The following is a 21,267-nucleotide window of genomic DNA, read 5'->3' as shown; positions in this document are numbered from 1 at the left end:
GGGCGCCCGGGCAGCGCGGCCACGGGCCCCCGGCCCGTCGCACAGGGACACGTTCACAGCTCGAATTCCTCGTCGATCAGCCGGAACAGCTCCTCGTCGGGGACGCCTTCCACCTCGTCCGGCTCGCCGGGGTCGTCGAGCCGGCTGCTGAGGCTCCGCAGCCGGGCGGCCAGCCGGGAGCGCGCCGCACGGTCGGCGCGTACGGCGGGCAGGGCGGACTCCACGTCGTCGAGCCGGTGGAACACCGCGTCGATCCGCTGCCGGTCGTCGGGCAGGACGACGGTGTCCAGGTACTCCGCCAGCGCCGCCGCGCTGGGATGGTCGAAGGTGATGGCGGTGGGCAGTTCGGTACCGGCGCGCCCGGCCAGCACGTTCCGCAGCCGGACCGCGGCGAGGGAGTCCATGCCCAGCTCGGCGAACGACACGGTCGGCTGCACCTCGGCGACCGTGCGGTGGCCCAGCACCGTCGCGACGTCCTGGCGGACGACCGACAGCAGCAGACCGGCCCGCTCGGCCCGGGTCAGGGGGGCCAGCCGTTCGGCGAGAGGGGGCTCCAGAACCTCATCTGGCTCGGTGTCAGATGGCTCCGGGACGTCCGTGGCGTGTTCCGTGGCCACGCCGCCGACAGGGCCCCCGGCCGTGTCGCGCGCCGGCCAGTAGCGCTCGCGCTGGAAGGCGTACGTCGGCAGATCGACACGCCCGGCTCCGCGGCCGGCCAGGACCGAGGACCATGCGACGGGGACACCCCGCACGGAGAGTTCGGCGAGCGCTCCGGTCAGCGCGGACACCTCGTCGCGGTGACGGCGCAGCGCGGACACGACGGCGGTCGAGCCGGGATCGGACACACTGTCCTCGGCCATGCCAGCGGCGATGCTGTCGGGTCCGAGCTCCAGGATCGCGGTGATGCCTTCGGCCTCGGCGGAGCGCACCCCGTCGGCGAACCGGACGCAACCGCGCACATGCCGCACCCAGTACTCCGGGGAGCACAGCTCCTCGTCGCTCGCGACCTTGCCGGTCAGGTTGGACACCATCGGAATGGCCGGTGCCCGGTAGCGGACGCTCCCGGCGACGGTGCGGAACTCGTCCAGCATGCCGTCCAGGTGGGCGGAGTGGAACGCGTGGCTGACCCGCAGCCTGCTGGTCTTGCGTCCCGCCGAGTGCCAGTGCTCGCGGACACGGTCGACTTCGGCGGCGTCCCCGGAGATCACCACGGCGGACGGCCCGTTGACGGCGGCGAGTTCGACACCGGGGCCGAGTCCGGACACGATCTCCTCCTCGGATGCCTGGATCGCGGCCATCGCCCCGACCGCGGGCCGCGCCTGGATGAGCCGGCCCCGCGCGGCGACCAGCGCGCAGGCATCGGGCAGCGACAGGACGCCGGCGACGTGTGCCGCGGTGAGTTCGCCGATGGAGTGCCCCAGGAGCAGATCGGGAGCGACTCCCCAGTGCTCCACCAGGCGGAACAGGGCCGTTTCCATCGCGAACAGGGCCGGTTGGGTGTACTCGGTGCGGTCGAGGACCTCGTCGTCGGCGTCGAGGACCACATGGCGCAGCGGCAGTGCGAGGTGGCGGTCGAACTCGGCGCACACCGCGTCGAACGCGACCGCGTACCGCGGGAACGCTTGGTACAACTCCCGTCCCATACGAGGCCGTTGGCTGCCCTGTCCGGAGAACACCATGGCGAGCCGCTGTGGCCGGGCCCGGCCGGCGCCGCCGGTGAGCTCGCCGTCGGCGAGGCGGGCCAGTTCGGCCATCAGGTCTTCGCGGCTGTCGCCGACCAGCACCGCTCGGTGTCCCATCAGCGACCGGCCGGTCGCCAGTGACCAGGCGACATCGGCCGGAGGGTGGTCCGGACGGTCCGTCAGCCAGGAGTGCAGCCGGGCGGCCTGGGCCCGCAGGGACGCCGTGCCACGGGCGGAGAGCACCCACGGCACCACGGGGGTGGACACCGTGGGAGGCGCCGGCGGGGGCACGGTCCCGGCCGGGGCCTGTTCGAGGATGATGTGGGCGTTGGTGCCGCTGATCCCGAACGAGGAGACTCCGGCCCGGCGGGGCCGGCCGGCCGACGGCCATGGCGTGGGCTCGGTCACCAGGGACACCGCGCCCGCCGACCAGTCCACATGCCCAGTGGGCTCATCGATGTGCAGCGTCCTGGGGACGACGCCGTGCCGCATCGCCAGTACCGCCTTGATCACCCCGGCGGCGCCCGCGGCGGCCTGGGTGTGGCCCAGGTTGGACTTCACCGAGCCCAGTAGCAGGGGCCGCTCGCGGTCCTGGCCGTAGGTGGCGAGCAGTGCCCCGGCCTCGATCGGATCGCCGAGCTCCGTACCGGTGCCGTGCGCCTCGACCAGGTCCACCTCGGAGGGGGCCAGCCGGGCGTCGGCGAGGGCCTGCCGGATGACGCGCTGCTGGGCGGTGCCGTTCGGCGCGGTCAGCCCGTTGGAGGCGCCGTCCTGGTTGACGGCCGTCCCCCGGACCACGGCCAGCACCTGGTGGCCGTTCTTCCTGGCGTCGGAGAGCCGTTCCAGCAGCAGCAGGCCGATCCCCTCGGACCAGCCCGTGCCGTCCGCCGCCGCGGCGAACGCCTTGCAGCGCCCGTCGGGGGCCAGTCCGCGCTGCCGGGAGAACTCGACGAAGGCATGCGGGGTGGACATGATGGTGACGCCACCCGCCACCGCGAGCGTGCACTCCCGGGCGCGCAGTGCCTTGGCCGCCGCGTCCATGGCGACCAGCGCGGAGGAGCAGGCCGTGTCCATGGTGACCGCGGGCCCCTCGAGGCCCAGCGTGTAGGACAGCCGCCCGGACAGCACGCTCGCCGCGGTGCCGGTGAGCAGGTAGCCCTCGGCGTCCAGGGCCCCGGGGGCGATTCCCGCGCCGTAGTCCTGACCGTTGGTGCCCATGAACACCCCGCAGCGGCTGCCGCGCTGGGCCTCGGGGTCGATGCCCGCCCGTTCGAACAGCTCCCAGGCGGACTCCAGGACGAGCCGCTGCTGCGGGTCCATGCCCAGCGCCTCACGCGGGGAGATGCCGAAGAACGCCGCGTCGAAGCGGTCGGCGTCGGGCAGGAAGCCACCGGTGCGGGCGTAGCTGGTGCCCACCCGGTCCGGGTCGTCGTCGTACAGGCGGTCCAGGTCCCAGCCCCGGTTCCCGGGGAAGGGCGACAGCACGTCACGGGCCTCGTCGAGCAGTCGCCACAGCTCCTCGGGGGAGGACACGCCGCCGGGGAAGCGGCAGGCCATCGAGACGATCGCGATCGGGTCGCCGGCCGCGGCCACGGCAGTCGGCCGTTCCGCCGACTCGGCTGCCACGCCCAGCAGTTCGGCCAGCAGATAGTCGGCGAGCGCCGCCGGGTGGGGTGGTCGAAGACCACGGTGGTGGGCAGCCGCAGCCCCGTTCGCGCGCCGAGGCGATTGCGCAGCTCGACGGCGCCCAGCGAGTCGAACCCCAGGTCACGGAATGGGCGGGTCAGATCAGGCGAGCCGGACTCGGTGTGCCCGAGCACGGTGAGCACCTCGTCACGGACCACGTCGAGCAGCAGCCGCGGCCGCTCGGACTCGGGGCGTTCCCGCAGCCGTTCCGCCAGCGCGGAGGGCCGCTGGACCGAGGTGTCGGAGGCCCGCCGTGCCGGGGCCCTGACCAGTCCGCGCAGCAGGGCGGGCAGGGTGCCGGCGCCCGCCTGGGCGCGCAGTGCGGAGAGGTTAAGGCGCACCGGTGCCGTCACCGGGTGGCCGGCGCGGAGCGCGCTGTCGAAGAGGGCCAGCCCGTGGTCCGCGGTCAGCGGGTCGATCCCCGCGCGGGCGAGCCGTGCGAGGTCCCCTCGGCGAGGTGGGCGGTCACCCCGCCGCGCCCGGCCCACAGGCCCCACGCCATCGACACGCCCGGAAGGCCCTGTGCGCGCCGGGTCTGCGCGAGAGCGTCGAGGAAGGCGTTGGCCGCCGCGTAGGCGCCCTGTCCGGCGTTGCCCACGAGGCCGGAGTACGAGGAGAACAGCGCGAAGACCTTCAGCTCGGCACCCCTGGCGAGCTCGTGGAGGTTGATCGCGGCCCGCACCTTCGGGCGGTACACCCGTGCCACCTGGTCGTCCGTCATCGAGGTGATGACGGCGTCGTCGACGATCCCGGCCGCGTGCACGACGGCCGTCAGCGGCCGGTCGGCGGGCAGGGACGCGAGCAGTGCGGCGAGTGCGCCGCGGTCGGCGGCGTCGCAGGCCGCGATGGTGACCTCAGCCCCCATGGACTCCAGCTCGGTGCGCAGCCCGGCGGCGCCCTCGGCGGCCTCTCCACGACGTCCGGTCAGCAGCAGGTGCCGTACCCCGTGTTCGGCGACGAGGTGTCGTGCGACGAGTGAGCCCAGCGCACCGGTTCCGCCCGTGATCAGCGCGGTCCCGGTGAGGGCCTGCGGTGTGCCGTCCACGGCGGGCGTGGCGACGAGCCGCGGTACGCGGGCGTTCCCGTCGGTGAGGACGATCTGCGGCTCGCCCGAGGCGAGCGCGCCCGGCAGTGCGCGCAGGGACGCTTCGGTCCCGTCGAGGTCGACGAGGAGGAACTGGTCCGGGTGTTCGGTCTGGGCGGTGCGTACCAGCCCCCACACCGCGGCCTGGGCGGTGTCCCGGAGTTCGGTGCCGCCGTACACGGCCCGGCGGGTGAGGAAGACCAGCCGCGCACCGGCGGGGTGTTCCTCGGCGAGCCACGTCTGGAGGAGGTTCAGCGCCCGCGAGGTGGCTTCCTGGGCCCGGGCGGCGACGTCCTCCTCTTGGTGGCCGGGCTCTTCGTGGCCGGGCTCTTCCTGGCCGGGCTCTTCATGACCGGGCTCTTCGTGGCCGGGTCCGAAGGCTGCGAGTACCACCTCCGCCTGCCCGTCCGCCTCGGGCAGTCGCTCTATGCCGGTGTGGACGGCGCGGAGCCCGTGTGCGTCCGCACCGTCCAGGGCCCAGCGGCCCGCTTCCGCTACGGGCAGCCTGGTGACCGTCCACTCCAGTCGGTGGAGCGGCGCGTGGTGCCGGGCCCGCGCGGTGTCCACGGCCGCGAGCGTCACGGACTCGACGGTGTACACGGGCCGTCCGGTACCGTCCGTGATCCGCAGCGCGTAGGTGTGCTCGCCCAGCGGCAGCAGATGGACGCGGACCGATGCGGCACCGGCGGCGTGCAGACGTACGCCGTGCCACTGGGCGGGTGTCTCGTCCCCGGCGGCCACCAGGCTCAGCGCAGCGGCGAGGAGTTCCGGGTGAAGACCGTACGGTTCCGTCTCACTCCCCTGTTCCGGACCGGCCTCCGCGAACACCTCCTCACCGGCGCGCCAGACCCGCTCCAGCAGGGGGGACGAGCCGTCCGGCGGACTCACCGCTTCGGCGTCGGCCGGTGGCCATCGGGTGAGACCGGCCCCGGTGTCCGGGGCGCGACACCGGCGCTCGCGGTCGCGTTGCGGGTCCACGGGGTCTCCTCGTCCGGCTGCGAGAACACGTCGATGGCGCCGTCGGCGCCCACGCGCACCTGCACACGGAGGACGCCGGAGCCGGGCAGCCGTGGCGGGGCCTCCTGGCGCAGGACGTCGACCCGGCCGAATCCGGCCTCGGCCGCGGTGTGCACCACCAGTTCCAGCAGTGCGGCCTCCACACCGGCGGGCTCGGCCAGCCACGGATGCGCACCTGCGGACAGCACACCGGTGAACACGGTGTCGCCCTGGTCCGCCAACCGCACCGCGGCCCCCAGCAGCGGGTGGTCCACGGCCGTCATGCCCGCGGTCCGCACATCCGCCGCGCCACCGCTCGGCAGCCAGTAGGGACGGTGCTGGAAGGCGTACGTCGGCAGGTCGACGGGCCCGTGTCCGGCCCCGGCGAACACCGTGGCCCAGTCGACCGCGACACCGTGCGCGTGCAGGGCGGACAGCGAGCCGAGGAAGGAGTCGGACTCGTTCCGCTCACGCCGGAGGGTGCCCTGGACCGCCGCCCCGGCGCCCGCGTTGTCGACGGTCTCCTGGATGCCGACCAGCAGCACCGGGTGCGGGCTGCACTCCACGAAGGTGTCGAAGCCGGCGGCCAGCAGCGCCCGGGTCGCCGGTTCGAACTGGATGGGGGTGCGAAGGTTGCGGTACCAGTACTCCCCGGTCAACTCGGCCGGGTCGATCCAGTCCCCGGTCACGGTGGACATGAACGCCGTGGCCGTGGCGGTCGGCCGGACCGGGGCGAGCAGCTCCGCCACACGCTCTCGGATCGTCTCGACGTGGGCGGAGTGGGACGGGTAGTCGATGGGCACCCGCCGCGACCAGACACCCTCCTCCGACAGGGCGGACTCCAGCCGGGCGAGCGCGGGGAGGTCGCCCGCGACCACGGTGGACGTGGGGCCGTTGAGCGCGGCCACGCTCACCCGCTCCCAGCCCTCCAGCCGGGACCGGACCTCGTCCAGCGGCAGGTTGACCGAGAGCATGCCGCCACGGCCGGACAGGCCCTCGGCGATGGCCTTGCTGCGCAGCGCCACCGCGCGGGCGGCGTCCTCCAGGGACAGCGCGCCCGCGACGACCGCGGCCGCCATCTCGCCCTGCGAGTGGCCGATCACCGCGTCCGGCACCACCCCGACGGACTTCCACAGCGCCGCCAGCGAGACCATCACCGCGAACAGGACCGGCTGCAGGACCTCGGTCCGGTCGAACTCCCGGAACGCACCACATCGATGAGCGCGAAGTCCACATGGGGGGCCAGCGCGCGCTCGCAGTCGGCCATCGCCTGCGCGAAGACCGGCGAGGTGCTCAGCAGGTCCACCGCCATCCCCGCCACTGCGGGCCCTGCCCCGGGAAGACGAACACGACCTTGCGTGGGCCCGCCGTGGCGCGCGTGGCGGTGGAGTCGGGCTCGTCGCGGGCCAGTGCGGTCAGCCCCGCGCGGAGTTCCCGCGCCGACCGGCCGAGCAGCACGGCGCGGTGTTCGAACGCGGTCCTGGCGAGGGCGAGCGAGGCGCCGAACGCGGTGAGGTCCGCGTCGTCGGTCAACGCCGTCGACAGTCGGCCGGACTGCGCCCTCAGCGCCTCGGGGGTGCGTCCGGACACCACCAGCGGCACGCTGGTCAGGGTCAGCGGTGCCGTGGCCGGCGCGGGCCCCGCGCGTTCGGCGGGGGGTGCCTGTTCGATGATGGCGTGGGCGTTGGTGCCGCTGATGCCGAACGAGGACACCGCGGCGCGGCGCGGGCCCCGGGTGTCCGGCCAGGGCGCGGGCTCGGTGAGCAGCCGGACCGCGCCGCTGTCCCAGTCCACCAGCGGTGTGGGCCGGTCGACGTGCAGCGTCCTCGGCAGCTGGTCGTGCTGGAGGGCCATCACCATCTTGATGACGCCGCCGACCCCGGCCGCGGCCTGGGAGTGGCCGATGTTCGACTTCAACGAGCCCAGCAGCAGGGGGTGCTCACGGTTCTGTCCGTAGGTGGCCAGCACGGCCTGGGCCTCGATGGGGTCGCCCAGCCTGGTGCCGGTGCCGTGTGCCTCGAGCGCGTGCACATCGGCCGGGGACAGGCCGGCGCTCGCCAGCGCGGCGCGGATCACCCGCTCCTGCGACGGGCCGTTGGGGGCGGTGAGCCCGCTGCTCGCGCCGTCCTGGTTGACCGCCGTCGACCGGAGCAGGGCCAGTACCCGGTGGCCGTGGCGACGCGCGTCCGACAGCCGCTCGAGCACCAGCACCCCGACACCCTCGGACCAGCCCGTGCCGTCCGCCGCCTCGGCGAAGGACTTGCACCGGCCGTCCGGGGACAGCGCCCGCTGCCGGGAGAACTCCACGAAGGTGCCGGGCGTGGCCATGACGGTGACACCGGCGGCCAGCGCCAGCGAACTCTCACCGCCGCGTAGTGACTGCGCGGCCAGGTGCATCGCCACCATCGACGAGGAGCACGCCGTGTCCACGGTGACCGCCGGCCCCTCGAGACCGAGGGTGTAGGCGACGCGGCCGGAGAGCACGCTGGCGGTGGTGCCGGTCAGCCGGTGCCCGTCGACCGCGCCCGCGGTGTGTTCCAGCGGCGGTCCGTAGTCGTGGTACATCACTCCGGCGAAGACTCCGGTACGGCTGCCGCGCAGGGTGCCCGGGACGAGTCCGGCGCGTTCCAGCGCCTCCCAGGACGCCTCCAGCAGCAGCCGCTGCTGCGGATCCATGGCCAGCGCCTCACGCGGGCCGATGCCGAAGAAGCCGGCGTCGAACCCGGCCGCGTCGTGCAGGAATCCGCCCCGGTCGCAGTAGGACGTGCCCGGGTGTGACGGGTCCGGGTCGAAGAGCTCGGTCAGCCGCCAGCCCCGGTCGACCGGGAACTCGGTGACGGCGTCGCCTCCCCGCGCGACCAGATCCCACAGGTCCTCGGGCGAGCGGACGCCACCGGGGTAGCGGCAGCTCATTCCCACGATCGCCAGGGGCTCGCTCGCGGCGGCGGTGAGGTCGTGGTTCTTCCTGCGCAACCGCTGGACCTCGCGGAGGCTGTCGCGCAACGCGTCGGTGACCGCGGCAGCGGATGATTCGCTCATCGGTGTCGTCTCCCGGCTCGCTCAGGATTCCAGGCTGCGACGGGCGAGCCTGACCAGGTCGTCCGCGTCCAGCTCGTCGAGGCCGTCCAGTTCGTCGAGGCCGTCCGGCTCGCCGGTGGCGTCCGGCCCGTCGGGACCGTCCGGTTCGCCGGGACCGCCCGGTTCGCCGAGGCCGTTCGGGGGCGCGGCCTGGGCGGAGGACTCGGCCACCAGCGTGAGCAGGGGGTCCAGCAGTCCCGCGGTGCGCAGACGTGCCACCGGCAGCGTGGCCAGGGCCCTGCGCAACGCCACTTCGTCCACCGGCCGCGGTGCGGCGGGCGCCAACTTCTGGGCGATCAGGGCGGCCAGCCGGTGCGGAGTGGGTGGTCGAAGACGACCGTGGGGGTCAGGGTGAGCCCGGTGACCCGGTTGAGCCGGTTGCGCAGGTCGACCGCGATCAGTGAGTCCACACCCAGTTCCCGGAAGCCGCGGTCGAGGTCGATCGCCTCGTCGGGGTCCTGACCGAGGCAGCCGGCCAGTTCCCGCCGTACCAGGTCGAGCGGTGAGGCGTCCCGCCCGGGCCGTGTCCCCGGCGCCACCGGAACCGGGCCGCCCGCCAGTGGCCCCGGGTCACCGGACACGGGCCGCGGCTGTCCGGCCTTCCGGCCGACCGCCACCAGCAGCGGGGTGTCCCGCCGCAGCGCGGTGTCGAACAGCGCCAGGCCGTCCTCGGCGGACAGGGTGGGCATGCCGATGTCCGCCAGCCGGTCCAGGTCGGCACGGGACAGCTCGGCGGCCATGCCCGTGTCCTCCCACGGGGCCCATGCGAGCGAGGTGGCGGGCAGCCCGTGGGCCGCGCGGTGCTGGGCCAGGGCGTCCAGGAAGGTATTGCCGGCGGCGTAGTTCGCCTGTCCGGCGGCGCCGAGGACGCCGGACGCCGAGGAGAACAGCACGAACCCGTCGAGGGCCAGATGCCGGGTCAACTCGTGGAGGTGCCAGGCCCCGTCCACCTTCGGACGCAGTACCGATGACAGCCGCTCGGTGGTCAGCCCGGAGATCACGGTGTCGTCCAGGACGCCCGCCGCGTGCACCACCGCGGTGAGTGGACGCTCGGCCGGGATCGAGGCCAGCAGCCCGGCCACCGCATCCCGGTCGGTGACGTCGCAGGGCCGCCAGCTGACCCCGGGGCCGAACTCCGCCAGGTCCACCGGGCGCCTGCCGGCCAGCACCAGATGGCGCATGCCGTGCTCGGTGAGCAGCCGCCGGGCGACCAGCCGGCCGAGCCCTCCGGACGCGCCGGTGATCAGCACGGTGCCGTCGGGGTTCCAGCCGCGGGATGCGGCGGTGCCGGATCCGCGCGTCAGCCGAGGGGCGAGGAGTGTTCCCGCGCGCACCGCCAACTGCGGCTCGTCCGGGGCAGTACGTCCAGGACGGCCCGCGCCGCTTCGACGTCCGCGTCCAGGTCGAGCAGGACGAACCGGCCGGGATGCTCACGCTGCGCGGTACGCACCAGACCCCACACCGGGGACTGTGCGAGGCCCGGCACCTCCTCGCCGTCCCGGGTGGCCACCGCCGACCGTGTCACCAGCACCAGCCGGGCCGAGGCGAACCGCTCGTCAGTGATCCACGAGCGCACCAGTTCCAGCACACCAGCGGCCGACGCGTGGGCGGCGCCGGGCAGTACCGGGTCCGCTTCCGGGGGCACCGGCACCACCACGAGGTCAGCACGCTCCTCCGCGCACCGGGAGAGGTCGCCGTCCTCTTGTACGGCGACGCGGGATGTCATGGACGCCGGAGCGACCGGCGCCCAGTCGACCGTCAGGAACGGATCGCCGTGCGCCACGGGGCCGGCGGTGCGGACGGTCAGCGCCTCGACGTCGGCGACCGCTCCCCCGGCGGTGTCGGTGATCCTCAGCGCCACCGTGTCCTCGCCGGTGCGCCTGGTGTGGACCCGTACGGCGGCGACGCCGGTGGCGTGGACGACCGTCCGCTGCCAGGAGAAGGGCAGTTTCCCGCCGTCGAAGAGGCCGAGCGCACCGGCACCGTGCAGACACGCGTCGAGCAGCGCCGGGTGCAGTGCGAACTCGCCGGCCCGCCCCGCGAGGTCCACGTCCAGTTCGACCTCGGTGATCACCTCGTCCTCTGCGCGCCAGACACGGCGTACGTGGCGGAACCGCGGGCCGTACTCCAGCCCGCACCGGGCCAGGCCGCGGTAGAGGTCCCGTGTGGACAACTCGGCGGCGGACACCGGCGGCCAGGGGCCGGGGGCCCGCTGGGGGCGGCCGGCGCGGGCGAGGGTGGCGGTCGCGTGCAGTGTCCACTCGGCGTCGCCGTCCGACGGCCGGGAGTGCACGCTCAGCGCACGGCGCCCGTCGGTGTCCTTCTCCCGCACACCCACCCGGAGTTCGGTTCTCTCGTGGGGCAGCAGCGCGAGTGGCGCAAGTATCAGGAGCTCCTCGACGGTGGGACGGTCCGTCACGCCACCGGCGTGCACGGCCATTTCGAGGAAGGCGGTGGCCGGGACGAGCACGGTGCCGCCCACGACATGGTCGGCCAGCCACGGATGCGTGTGCGTGGACAGGACGCCGGTGAACTCCACGGCATCGCCGCCGGGTTGCGCGATCCGTGCGCCGAGCAGGGGATGCCCGGCCGGGCGCAGCCCCACCGCGCCCGGCGAGGAACCGGCGCCGGGAGGCTGGTCCAGCCAGTAGCGCCTGCGCTGGAACGGATAGGTGGGCAGCTGTGTGCGCCGTGCCGAGGTGCCCTCGAACACGGCTGCCCAGTCGAGGGCGACACCGTGTGCGTACAGCCTCGACACCGCCTCGGTGAGCGTGGCCGCCTCCGGGCGGTCACGGCGCAGCGCGGGAACGAACCGCGCGTCCCCGTCGACGCACTCCGGCCCGAGCGCCGTCAGCACGGCATCCGGGCCGAGCTCCAGGAAGTCCGTGACGCCGTGGTCGTACAGCCACCGCACACCGTCGCCGAACCGCACGGCCGCGCGCACCTGCCGCACCCAGTACTCCGGGGAGCACAGCTCGCCGTCGGCGGCCACCCGGCCGGTCACGTTGGACACGATGGGAATCGCCGGTGCGTGGAAGGTCAGTCGCTCCGCGACCGCTTGGAAGTCGGCGAGCATGGGCTCCATGTGCGCGGAGTGGAAGGCGTGGCCGACCCGCAGCCTGCGGGTGCGGCGGCCGTGCTGCTCCCAGTGGCGCAGCTGCCCGGTGACGGCCCGCTCGTCCCGGCGATCACCACGGCCCGTGGCCCGTTGACGGCGGCGATCTCCACGTGCCCGTCCGCCCCCGGCAGCTGAGCCAGCACCTCCCGCTCGGTCGCCGCGATCGCGGCCATGCAGCCACCGCCCGGAAGCGCCCGCATCAGCTTGCCGCGCGCGGCCACCAGCGTCACGGCGTCGGCCAGGCCGAGCACACCGGCCACATGCGCGGCGGCGAGCTCACCGATGGAGTGCCCCACGAGGTAGTCGGGCCGCAGTCCCCAGCTCTCGACCAGCCGGAACAGGGAGACCTCGATCGTGAACAGCGCCGCCTGGGTGTAATCGGTCCGGTCGAGCAGATCCGATCCGTCGAACACCACGGCCTTCAGCCCGGCATCGAGGTGCTCGTCGAATCCGGCGCACACGCGCTCGAACGTCTCGGCGAACACCGGGTACCGCGCGTGGAGTTCCGCCGCCATCCGGCCGCGCTGGCTTCCCTGACCGGTGAAGAGGAAGGCGAGCGCACCGGCCGAGGCCGTGCACACGTCGTGGGCCTCGATGGAGCCCAGCTCCGCGAGGAGCGTGTCGCGGTCCCCGCCGACGACGACCGCGCGGTGCTGCTCGTGCTGCCGGGTGGTGGCCAGCGAGAAGGCGACGTCGTCGGGGGCGGCGCCGGCCAGCGCCACGGCCAGTCGCCGTGCCTGGTCGGCCACCGCCTGCGCGGTGTGCCCGGACAGCAGCAGCGGCATGGTGCTGCCGCTCTCGGGCGTCCGGTCCGGATCGGGCGCGGGGACGCCCTCGACGACGATGTGGGCGTTGGTCCCTGAGATGCCGAACGAGGAGACGGCGGCGCGGCGCGGGCGGCCGCGCGACGGCCACGGCGCGGCCTCGGTCAGCGGGCGCACCGCCCCCGCCGACCAGTCCACATGCGCGGTCGGGTCGGTGATGTGCAGGGTCTTCGGCGCGATGCCGTGCCGCATGGCCTGCACCATCTTGATGACCCCGGCGATCCCGGCGGCGGCCTGCGTATGGCCGATGTTCGACTTGAGCGAACCGAGCAGCAGGGGGTGTTCCCGGTCCTGGCCGTAGGTGGCGAGAATGGCGTGTGCCTCGATCGGATCGCCCAGCACGGTGCCCGTGCCGTGCGCCTCGACCACGTCGACATCGTCCGGCGCCACCCGGGCCTGGGCCATGGCCTGCCGGATGACCTCCTCCTGCGCCGGCCCGCTGGGTGCCGTGAGCCCGTTGGAGGCCCCGTCCTGGTTGACGGCGGTGCCGCGGATCAGCGCGAGAACGTCATGGCCGTTGCGCCGGGCGTCGGACAGGCGCTCCAGCACGAGCACACCAAGCCCTTCGGCCCAGCCGGTGCCGTCGGCCCCGGCGGAGAACGCCTTGCAGCGCCCGTCCGGTGAGAGTCCGCCCTGGCGGCTGAACTCCACGAACATGCCCGGGGACGACATCACGGCCACCCCGCCGGCCAGGGCGAGCGAGCACTCCCCCTGCTGCAGCGACCGTACGGCGAGATGCACGGCCACCAGCGAGGACGAGCACGCGGTGTCCACGGTGACGGCGGGCCCCCGCAGGCCGAGTGTGTAGGCCACCCGGCCGGACAGCACGCTCGGGCTGGTGCCGGTGAGCAGGAACCCCTCGGCACCGTGCGCGGTTTCGTGCAGGCGCGGCCCGTAGTCCTGAGCCGTCGCGCCGACGAACACTCCGGTCCGGGTGGCGCGCAGGCTCCCGGGAACGATTCCGGCCCGTTCGAGCGCCTCCCAGGTGCCCTCCAGCAGGAGGCGCTGCTGCGGGTCCATCGCGGTGGCCTCGCGCGGGGAGATGCCGAAGAAGGCCGCGTCGAACTGGTCGATGCCGTCGATGAAGCCACCCTGCCGGGTGGCGGTGCTGCCGGGGGCGACCTCCCAGCCTCTGTCGGCGGGGAACCCGCTGATGGCGTCGCGTTCCCGAACCACCAGGTCCCACAGGTCCTCCGGCGAGGTCACCGATCCCGGCAGCCGGCAGCTCATGGCGACGACGGCGATGGGGTCGTCCGTCGCCGCCGGGACGGCGGCGACCGCCGTCCGGGCGGCCCGGGGACGTTCCCCGCCCAGCCGGTCGGCAAGGTGTGCGGCCAGCGCCGCGGGGGTCGGATGGTCGTACAGCACGGCGGAGGAGAGCGGTACGCCGGTCGCCGCCACGAGCCGGTTGCGCAGTTCGACGGAGGTCAGCGAGTCGAAGCCCAGGTCACGGAATGTCTCGGTCACGGCCAGCGACCGCGGATCGTCCCGATCAAGCAGCACGGCGCCGTGCTCGCGCACCAGGTGCAACGCGGCGTCACGTCGCTGCTCCGCGGTCTGCCGCGACGCCCGTGGTGCCCCCGCGGCGGACTCGTGAGCCAGCACGTCGGTCGGCATCTCGTCGGTCGGCTCGTCAGTCGGCTCGCCGAGCCAGTATCTGCCGCGCTGGAACGCGTAGGTGGGCAGGTCCACCGGCCGCCCGTCGGGGAAGGCGGGCCGCCAGTCCACCGCCATGCCCCGCACATGGGCCTCGGCGACCGAGCGCAGGAAGCGCCCGATGCCGCCGTCGTCACGGCGCAGCGAACCCACGACGACGGCCTCGGGCCCGGCGGTCTCCTGGACCGGCATGACCAGGGCGGGGTGCGGGCCGCACTCGATGAACCCGGTGAAGCCCTCGGCTTCCAGCGCGCGCACACCGGCTTCGAACCGCACGGTCTCCCGCAGGTTGCGGTACCAGTAGGCGGCGTCCAGTCCGGTGCCGTCTGCCCAGTCCCCGGTGACGGTGGAGAGCATCGGGACCACGGTGCGGGTGGGGCGGACGGCGGCCAGCTCATCGAGCAGTGCCGGCCGGATGTCCGCCACGTGCGGGGAGTGCGAGGCGTACTCGATCGGCACCGTGCGCACCCACACCCCCCGGGCCGACAGGGACTCCAGAAGTTCCCGCACCGGCTCGGTGTCGCCGGACACCACGACCGAACGCGGGCCGTTGACCGCACCGATCGTGACACCGCGCGGCAGCAACGGCTCGACCTCGGCCACGGGCAGGGCGACCAGGCCCATGCGGCCCCGGTCCTTGATCGCCTCGACAACCCTGCTGCGCGACACGACGACACGTGCGGCGTCCTCGAGGCTGAGTGCCCCGGCGACGACAGCGGCGGCGATCTCGCCCTGCGAATGCCCGATCACCGCGTCCGGCCGCACCCCGTGGGATCGCCACAGTTCGGCCAGCGACACCATGACCGCGAAGGTGGCCGGCTGTACGACATCGTCACCGGTCATCGGTTCGCGCAGGACGTCGAACAGATCCCAGTCGACGAACCGGGACAGCGCCCGTGCGCACTCGCGCATCCGCGCGGCGAACACCGCCGACTCCTCCAGCAGTGCCAGTCCCATACCGGACCACTGGGAGCCCTGACCGGGGAACACGAAGACGGTCCGCCCCGGTTCCCGCGCCGTTCCGAGCACCGGGCCCGGCCGCCGCTCCTGGAGTGCCGCCAGTTCCTCCCGGTCGAAGACCACGGCGCGGTGTTCGAGGAACGTGCGCGTGGTGGCCAGCGAGTGTCCGACGTCGGCGGGCGGCGGATCGTGGTGGTCCAGGTGGTCGAGGAGGCGTTCCGCCTGGCCGCGCAGCGCCTGTCGGCTGCGGGCGGAGAGGACCCACGGCGTGACCACCGGGGATTCAGCGGGTGGCGGCGGCTGGGCGGAGGGCGGCTCGGCGAGCACGACGTGGCAGTTGGTGCCCCCGATCCCGAAGGAGCTGACCCCCGCCACCAGCCTCCGGTCCTGGTCCGGCCACGCGGTGGTCTCGGTCTGCACCCGCAGGTTCAGCTCGGACAGCGGGATCGCCGGGTTGGGCCGGGCGAAGTTCAGGCTCGCGGGCAGCCGGCGGTGGGTGAGGGCCAGTACCACCTTGAGCAGTCCGGCGATTCCGGCCGCGCCTTCGAGGTGGCCGATGTTGGTCTTCACCGAGCCGACCCGCAGGGGCGTGCCCTCCGGCCGTTCGGAGCCGACCGCCGCTCCCAGCGCGGCCGCCTCGACCGGGTCACCGGCCCTGGTCCCGGTGCCGTGCAACTCGACGTACTGCACCGCATCGGGTTCGACGCCCGCGGCCCGGTAGGCGGCGCGCAGCAGATCGGTCTGTACCGCCCGGTCCGGCGTGGTCAGATCCGCCTGACCGGCCCCGTCGTTGTTGACGGCGCTGCCGAGGATCACGCCGTGCACACGGTTCCCGTCCAGCAGCGCGTCGGCGAGCGGCCTGAGCACGATCATGACGCCGCCCTCGCCGCGCACATAGCCGTTCGCCCGTTCGTCGAAGGTGTAGCAGCGGCCGTCCGGGGAGAGGACGCCGAGCGCGTCGACCGCCCGCGCGGAGGCCGGGGCGAGGTTGAGGTTGACCCCGCCCACGAAGGCGCGGTCGACCTCACCGCGGCGGATGCTGTCACAGGCCAGGTGCACCGCCACGAGGGAGGAGGACTGCCCCGAGTCGACGGTGATGCTCGGGCCGCCCAGCCGCAGCAGGTGCGACACCCGGTTGGCGATCATGGAGCGGTGGGTGCCCGTCAGGGTGTAGCGGTCCTCCGCCGTGCGGCGGGCACGGGTGAGGGCGGACCAGTCGTCGGACGACACCCCCAGGTACACACCCGAACGGCTGTCGCGAAGGGGGTCCGCCACGAACCGTGCGGACTCCATCGCCTCCCAGGCCAGTTCGAGCGCGAGCCGCTGCTGTGGATCCATCGCGGCCGCCTCGGCCGTGGTGACTCCGGCGAACTCGGCGTCGAAATGGCCCACTTCGGAGAGGAAGCCGCCCGATTCGACGGCCTCTTCGGCGCTCCAGCGCCCATGCGCGGTCCCGTCGACCGCATGGTCCCCGGCACGGAGCAGCCGCCAGAACTCCTCCGGGTTCCGGCCACCGGGGAGACGGCAGGCGATACCTGTGATCGCGATCGGCACCGACGCGTGAGCACCCGTGGAAGGCACGACGGACCCAGCCAACCTTTCCTCCCCGCGAGACAGGACAAGCGGCGAGAGGATGTCGTCCGGGAAATGCGTCCCATGCGAGCGGAATGCCGCCGGGCGAAACCAGATCCATCGCCGAGTCAGTGGCAGCGACAGGTTTTCGCTGCCTTGACCGGAGACGCTAATCAGCTCGCTGATCGCCCGGAAGGCAACTGGCATCGATCACGGCCATCCGCGCCATGGATACCGGACGTATCGCGCAATGGGCCTACATCCGGGCATGTGCGGCGTGGGGTCACAATCGTGCCGCCATCTCCTGGATACGCTCGCGCAGCCAGCGGTGCGCCGGATCCGCGGTGTGCCGGGGATCCCAGTACATCGCCTCCGTCAGCTCCCCCGCCGGCTCCAGGGGCACCGCCCGCAGGCCCATCGCATGCCCCAGCCGCTCGAAGAGCCGCCGTGGGATCACCGCGACCATCCGGGTGCCGGACACGAGGCAGGCCGCGCCGACGAAGGTGTCGCTCATCGCCACTGTCCGGCCGGAGACGCCGCCTTCGCCGAAGGCGGATCCCGACGACGGCGTGGCCTGTGAGCCGATCCCGATACCGGGGAGGTCGGCCAGTTCCTCCAGGCTCAGGCTCGGGCCCACATCGGGATGGTCACCGTCGACGACAGCGACCAGCTCATCCGGGGGCAGATCGCCGCGGGAGAACGACGTCAGCTCGTCGGCCGGCACGTTCGGCGGCCAGATCAGCAGGTCGGACTGCCCGCGGCGCAACCGGTCGAACATGCCGGTGTGCACCCCGGTGACGCTGACCCGCACATCCGGGGCCGCCTCGCTGAGTTCGCTGAGCAACGGACGCAGCATCACTATGGTCACGTAGTCATCGGCGACCAGGTTGAAGGTTCGGGTGCTGGTGGCCGGATCGAACTCCTCCGTGCGGTCCAGGACCCCGTACATCCCGCCCAGGAGTTCCTTGACCGGATCGACCAGGGACTCCGCGAGCGGGGTGAGGACCATCACCCGCCCGGCCCTGACCAGCAGCGGATCGTTGAAGTGCCGCCGCAGCTTCGCGAGTGCCGTACTCATCGCGGGTTGGCTGACGGAGACCCGCTCGGCGGCCCTGGTGACACTCCGCTCCGAAAGGAGCGCGCTCAGCGGGATCAGCAGGTTCAGGTCGATCCTGGTGGGCCGATCCGCCACGACGGGCGGCAGGCTCCGCCCGGCCGAGCCCGCAGGCCGGCTCCCCCGGCGCCCATGGGCGGCCATCCGCCGGAAGAAGTCACCGAGATTCCGCACGCCGTACGGATCGCTCCCCTCATCGGGGATCGCCTCCAGCTCCTCGGCCATGGACACCGCACGCTCACGCATCGTCTTCTCGTACGCGGCGATCGCCGCCGTAAGGTCGTCACCGGCCCCGATGACGGCTCGGGCGAGGTCGGCGGCATCCCGCATGGCCAGATTGACGCCCCAGCAGAACGACACCATGCCGTGGGCGGCATCACCCAGCAGGGTGCGGCCCGGCGTGGTCGGCCAACTGGTGCCGGTGGGAAGGCCGTAGAGGCGGCGGGGCACGATCGTGTCATCGCAGTGGCGGACGAGGTCCGTCAGCTGCGGGGCCCAGTCGGTGAAGTGCTCCAGGATCGCGGCGCGGGCCCGCTCGGGCTGGTCGTAGGGGATGCCGTTCGTGGTCAGCCAGTCCTCCGGAACGCGGAAGGCGACGTGGATGCGCAGGCGGCCATCGGCGGCCCGCTGCGCCATCAGGCCCTTGTCCGCCTGAAGCGCGAACATGTTGCCGCGGCCCACGAGCGCGGCCAGGGCCGGCTGGGTGCGGTGGGCCTCGGGGACACCGATCTCGATGCAGCTGATCCCGGAGTACACGGGCTGTACATCGGTGAGCGTCGGACGGACGCGGGACCAGATGCCGTCCGCTCCGATGAGCAGGTCGCAGGTTCCCACCGCACCGCCCTCGAAGTGGAGTTCGTGACGGCCGCCCTCCAGGGCGATGACGGTGCCGAGGCTGTGGCCCCAGCGGATGCTGCCGGGGGCAAGGCCGTCGAGGAGCATCTCGCGCAGGGCACGGCGATCGATCTCCGGCCGGCCCGAGTCCCCTTCGGGGGTGACGTCCTGGGGATGGACGGTGGCGTCCTTGCCGAGGATCTTCATATCCAGACCCCTGGGGCGGGCCCGGGCCCAGAAGTCGTTCTCCAGCCCCACCTCGCGCAGTGCGCGCAGGCCGTACTCGGGGTGCAGGTCGAGGGCGCCGCCCTGGCCGCAGGCGGTGTCGGCGGACTCGCGCTCGTACACGACCGCGTCGATGCCGCCTGCCTGAAGAATGCGCGCGAGGGTGAGGCCGCCCGGGCCACCGCCGACGATCGCGATACGGGGGGTGGTGTGCATGACCAAGGAGTCCTTCTCAGACAGGCTGGGCGTGTGCGGACGGGCATCATGCGGTGGGCGGTCTTCCCTACGGCACCAACGCGATGCCCCCGTCGACGCGCAGATTGATTCCGTTGATGTAGCCGGCCAGCGGGCTGACGAGAAACGCGACCACCGCCGAGACATCCGCCGCGGTGCCGAGCCTGCCCGCCGGGTTCGGCGCGTACTCCGCCACCACCAGCGGCTCCAGCTCTGTCCACTGCTCCGGCCAGCCTCGTGCGGCCGCTCCGTCCTCGAACATCTGCCGCATGCCGTCCGTCACGATGACGCCGGGGCTCACCGTGTTCGCGGTGATGCCGGATCCGGCCAGATCCCGGGCCAGGCTGGTCGTCATGTTGACCACCGCCGCCTTCGCCGCCGAATACTCGACCATGTTCGGCAACGGAGTCGTCGCGGCCCGGCTGCCCACATTGACCACCCTTCCCCATCCGCGCTCGCGCATCCGAGGCACCAGGGCCCGGATCATCCGCACCGCGGACACGACGTTCCCGTTCATCGCGTCCAGCCACAGCGCCGGCTCCGCGGAGTCCCAGTCGTGCTCGGCGAAGGGGCCGGCGTTGTTCACCAGTATCTCCACGCCCCACTCCCGGGCCCGCTCGGCCACCGTCTCGGCGGCGGCCTCATCGGCGAGGTCCCCCAGCACGACGTCCACCACCCCGCCCACCGCACGAAGCCGCTCCGCGACGTCGCCGACGCGCCCCGGGTCGCGACCGTGCACCAGCACAGCGCACCCTTCGTCGACCAGCCGCCGGGCCACGGCGGCACCGATGCCACCGCTGCTCCCCGTCACCATCGCCCGTCGTCCCGCAAGGTCCAGGTCCATAATTCGGCACACTAGACGACGTCTGTGACAGCGGTGGCAGTTCTGTGACGCACTGTGGCAGCTCCACTAGGCAGTGGCCGCGCCGTGCGGGCGGCACCACCGCGAGGAGGGCCCAGAGACGGTCCTCGACCACCCACTGCCGGGCCCGGCGCCCGGCTCCGGGACCGCGCCCGCAGCGCCTTGGCTCAGCCCAGCGCGTCCATCAGGGCGGTGACATAGGTATCCAGCCGCTCCTCCACGGCTCGCGTCGTCAGCTCCGCCCTCCCTGCCTCCCGCCATGGCCGCGCCACCAACCGCACCTCTTCCGAGCACGCCAGCCCGTCCCGCACCCGCCAGTACAGCCGCTCGCTCGCGTCCGCGGCCAGCACCTGCCGGTCTCCTCATACGCCTCCGCGAACCGCAGACCCCGGGCCGGGCCGCGCAGCAGCGCGAGATTGGTGGAGCAGTGCGCCACATCAAGGTCCGCCGGACCCCAGGAGGTAGCCGCCCAGTCGACGACGCCGGTGATCCGCGCACCGGCTGAGCCCGAGGGCGCCACGTCGAACAGCACATTGCCGGGCTGGAAGTCCCGGTGCAGGAATCGCCCTTCATAGGGCGGCGCGGGCTTGCGGATCACGTCGATCGCCGCGGCCCATACCGCCGCATCTGCGCCCTTCGGGACCACGACGGTGTCGGCGGTCGTCAACGCCACATACCCCCGGGGCCGCTCGCCGGGTGGCACCGCGTGGATCGCCACGAGTTGACGGGCCAGCAGAGGGACGCGCGTCTCCAATCCCTCGTCGTCGAGGACCGTCCGGCCCGCCAGATGGGTCATCAGGAGCGACGGATACTCGCAGTGCGCGGCGGCCGGATCAACCGCGACCAGCGCAGGAGCCGGTACGCCGGTCCCCGCCAGCAGCGTCAGGGCGCCGGCCTCCCGGTCCAGCCAGTCCTCGGCGCGCTCCACGTGGAACGGGTCGACGAAGCTCCGCAGCACCAGGTCGCGGGTGCCTCCGTCCCGCGTGCCGATGGTCAGCCGCCGCATTTCGGCGGTGCTGCCACCGTGCAGCGCCTCGGTTCCGACGGCCCGTTCGCCGACCTCCAGGTGCCGGCTCACCCAAGCCAGGGTCAACGGCCGGACAGCCCCAGCCTCATCGTGGTTGGTCACCGTGCCACCTCGCCATCGGACGGCAGCCGCCTTCAGCGGCATGACCCGCACCTTTCCTCCGGACCATCCTCATGCGGGCCGGTCGATGCGAAAGGCCGGCAGCAGTCGTTCCGTCGTCCAGTGCGTCAAAGCAGACCTTGCCCGCCGCGAAGTTGAGAGCCTGTCATTTTTTGCCGTCAGAGCTCTTGTGAGAGGCATCCGCCTTCATTACTT

10 protein-coding genes and 3 pseudogenes are annotated in these 21,267 nt (G+C 73.2%); all 13 read right to left on the bottom strand.

The window, feature by feature from the left end; all coding sequences use genetic code 11:
* Nucleotides 1-53: 53 nt before the first annotated feature.
* The 13 genes and pseudogenes from LIV37_RS49710 to LIV37_RS49660 all read right to left on the bottom strand — a co-directional run bounded on the left by LIV37_RS49710 (nt 54) and on the right by LIV37_RS49660 (nt 21,054).
* A complete protein-coding gene (locus tag LIV37_RS49710; protein ID WP_420834376.1) occupies nt 54-3,308 on the bottom strand; it encodes a type I polyketide synthase in 3,255 nt (1,084 codons plus the stop codon).
* Nucleotides 3,309-3,409: 101 nt separating this feature from the next.
* Nucleotides 3,410-3,502 (bottom strand): annotated as a pseudogene (locus tag LIV37_RS52840) (acyl carrier protein); the annotation flags it as partial.
* A gap of 272 nt (nt 3,503-3,774) precedes the next feature.
* A complete protein-coding gene (locus tag LIV37_RS49705; protein ID WP_254807160.1) occupies nt 3,775-5,430 on the bottom strand; it encodes a beta-ketoacyl reductase in 1,656 nt (551 codons plus the stop codon).
* On the bottom strand, nt 5,337-5,732 hold the full coding sequence (locus LIV37_RS52305) for a polyketide synthase dehydratase domain-containing protein (RefSeq protein ID WP_338119189.1): 396 nt from the start codon (nt 5,730-5,732) through the stop codon (nt 5,337-5,339). The genes LIV37_RS49705 and LIV37_RS52305 overlap by 94 nt, the downstream gene beginning before the upstream one ends.
* 183 nt (nt 5,733-5,915) lie before the next feature.
* A pseudogene (locus LIV37_RS52300) lies at nt 5,916-6,727 on the bottom strand (acyltransferase domain-containing protein); the annotation flags it as partial.
* Nucleotides 6,728-6,741: 14 nt separating this feature from the next.
* Nucleotides 6,742-8,487: a type I polyketide synthase gene (locus tag LIV37_RS49695; RefSeq protein WP_420834375.1), complete on the bottom strand. Its 1,746-nt coding sequence runs from the start codon at nt 8,485-8,487 to the stop codon at nt 6,742-6,744.
* A gap of 21 nt (nt 8,488-8,508) precedes the next feature.
* Complete coding sequence (locus tag LIV37_RS49690) at nt 8,509-8,778, bottom strand: hypothetical protein (RefSeq protein WP_254807159.1); 270 nt, start codon at nt 8,776-8,778, stop codon at nt 8,509-8,511.
* 44 nt (nt 8,779-8,822) lie between these two features.
* Entirely contained in the window at nt 8,823-9,860 is a 1,038-nt protein-coding gene (locus LIV37_RS49685; protein ID WP_254807224.1) for a type I polyketide synthase, read from the bottom strand.
* Nucleotides 9,827-11,644 carry a polyketide synthase dehydratase domain-containing protein gene (locus LIV37_RS49680; RefSeq protein ID WP_254807223.1) on the bottom strand — a complete coding sequence of 606 codons (1,818 nt, stop codon included), beginning with the start codon at nt 11,642-11,644 and terminating at the stop codon, nt 9,827-9,829. The genes LIV37_RS49685 and LIV37_RS49680 overlap by 34 nt, the downstream gene beginning before the upstream one ends.
* Nucleotides 11,566-16,638 carry a type I polyketide synthase gene (locus LIV37_RS49675; RefSeq protein ID WP_254807158.1) on the bottom strand — a complete coding sequence of 1,691 codons (5,073 nt, stop codon included), beginning with the start codon at nt 16,636-16,638 and terminating at the stop codon, nt 11,566-11,568. The genes LIV37_RS49680 and LIV37_RS49675 overlap by 79 nt, the downstream gene beginning before the upstream one ends.
* Nucleotides 16,639-16,939: 301 nt before the next feature.
* Nucleotides 16,940-19,045: a LysR substrate-binding domain-containing protein gene (locus LIV37_RS49670; RefSeq protein WP_020874654.1), complete on the bottom strand. Its 2,106-nt coding sequence runs from the start codon at nt 19,043-19,045 to the stop codon at nt 16,940-16,942.
* Nucleotides 19,046-19,112: 67 nt separating this feature from the next.
* Nucleotides 19,113-19,907 carry an SDR family NAD(P)-dependent oxidoreductase gene (locus LIV37_RS49665; RefSeq protein WP_121826453.1) on the bottom strand — a complete coding sequence of 265 codons (795 nt, stop codon included), beginning with the start codon at nt 19,905-19,907 and terminating at the stop codon, nt 19,113-19,115.
* A 185-nt stretch (nt 19,908-20,092) separates the two neighbouring features.
* Nucleotides 20,093-21,054: pseudogene (locus LIV37_RS49660) on the bottom strand (phosphotransferase family protein).
* Nucleotides 21,055-21,267 lie beyond the last annotated feature (213 nt).

This window comes from Streptomyces rapamycinicus NRRL 5491 (genome assembly GCF_024298965.1).
Classification (GTDB): domain Bacteria; phylum Actinomycetota; class Actinomycetes; order Streptomycetales; family Streptomycetaceae; genus Streptomyces; species Streptomyces rapamycinicus.
The sequence above is the reverse complement of the archived record's forward strand: the minus strand, read 5'-3'. Positions and strand labels throughout refer to the sequence as shown.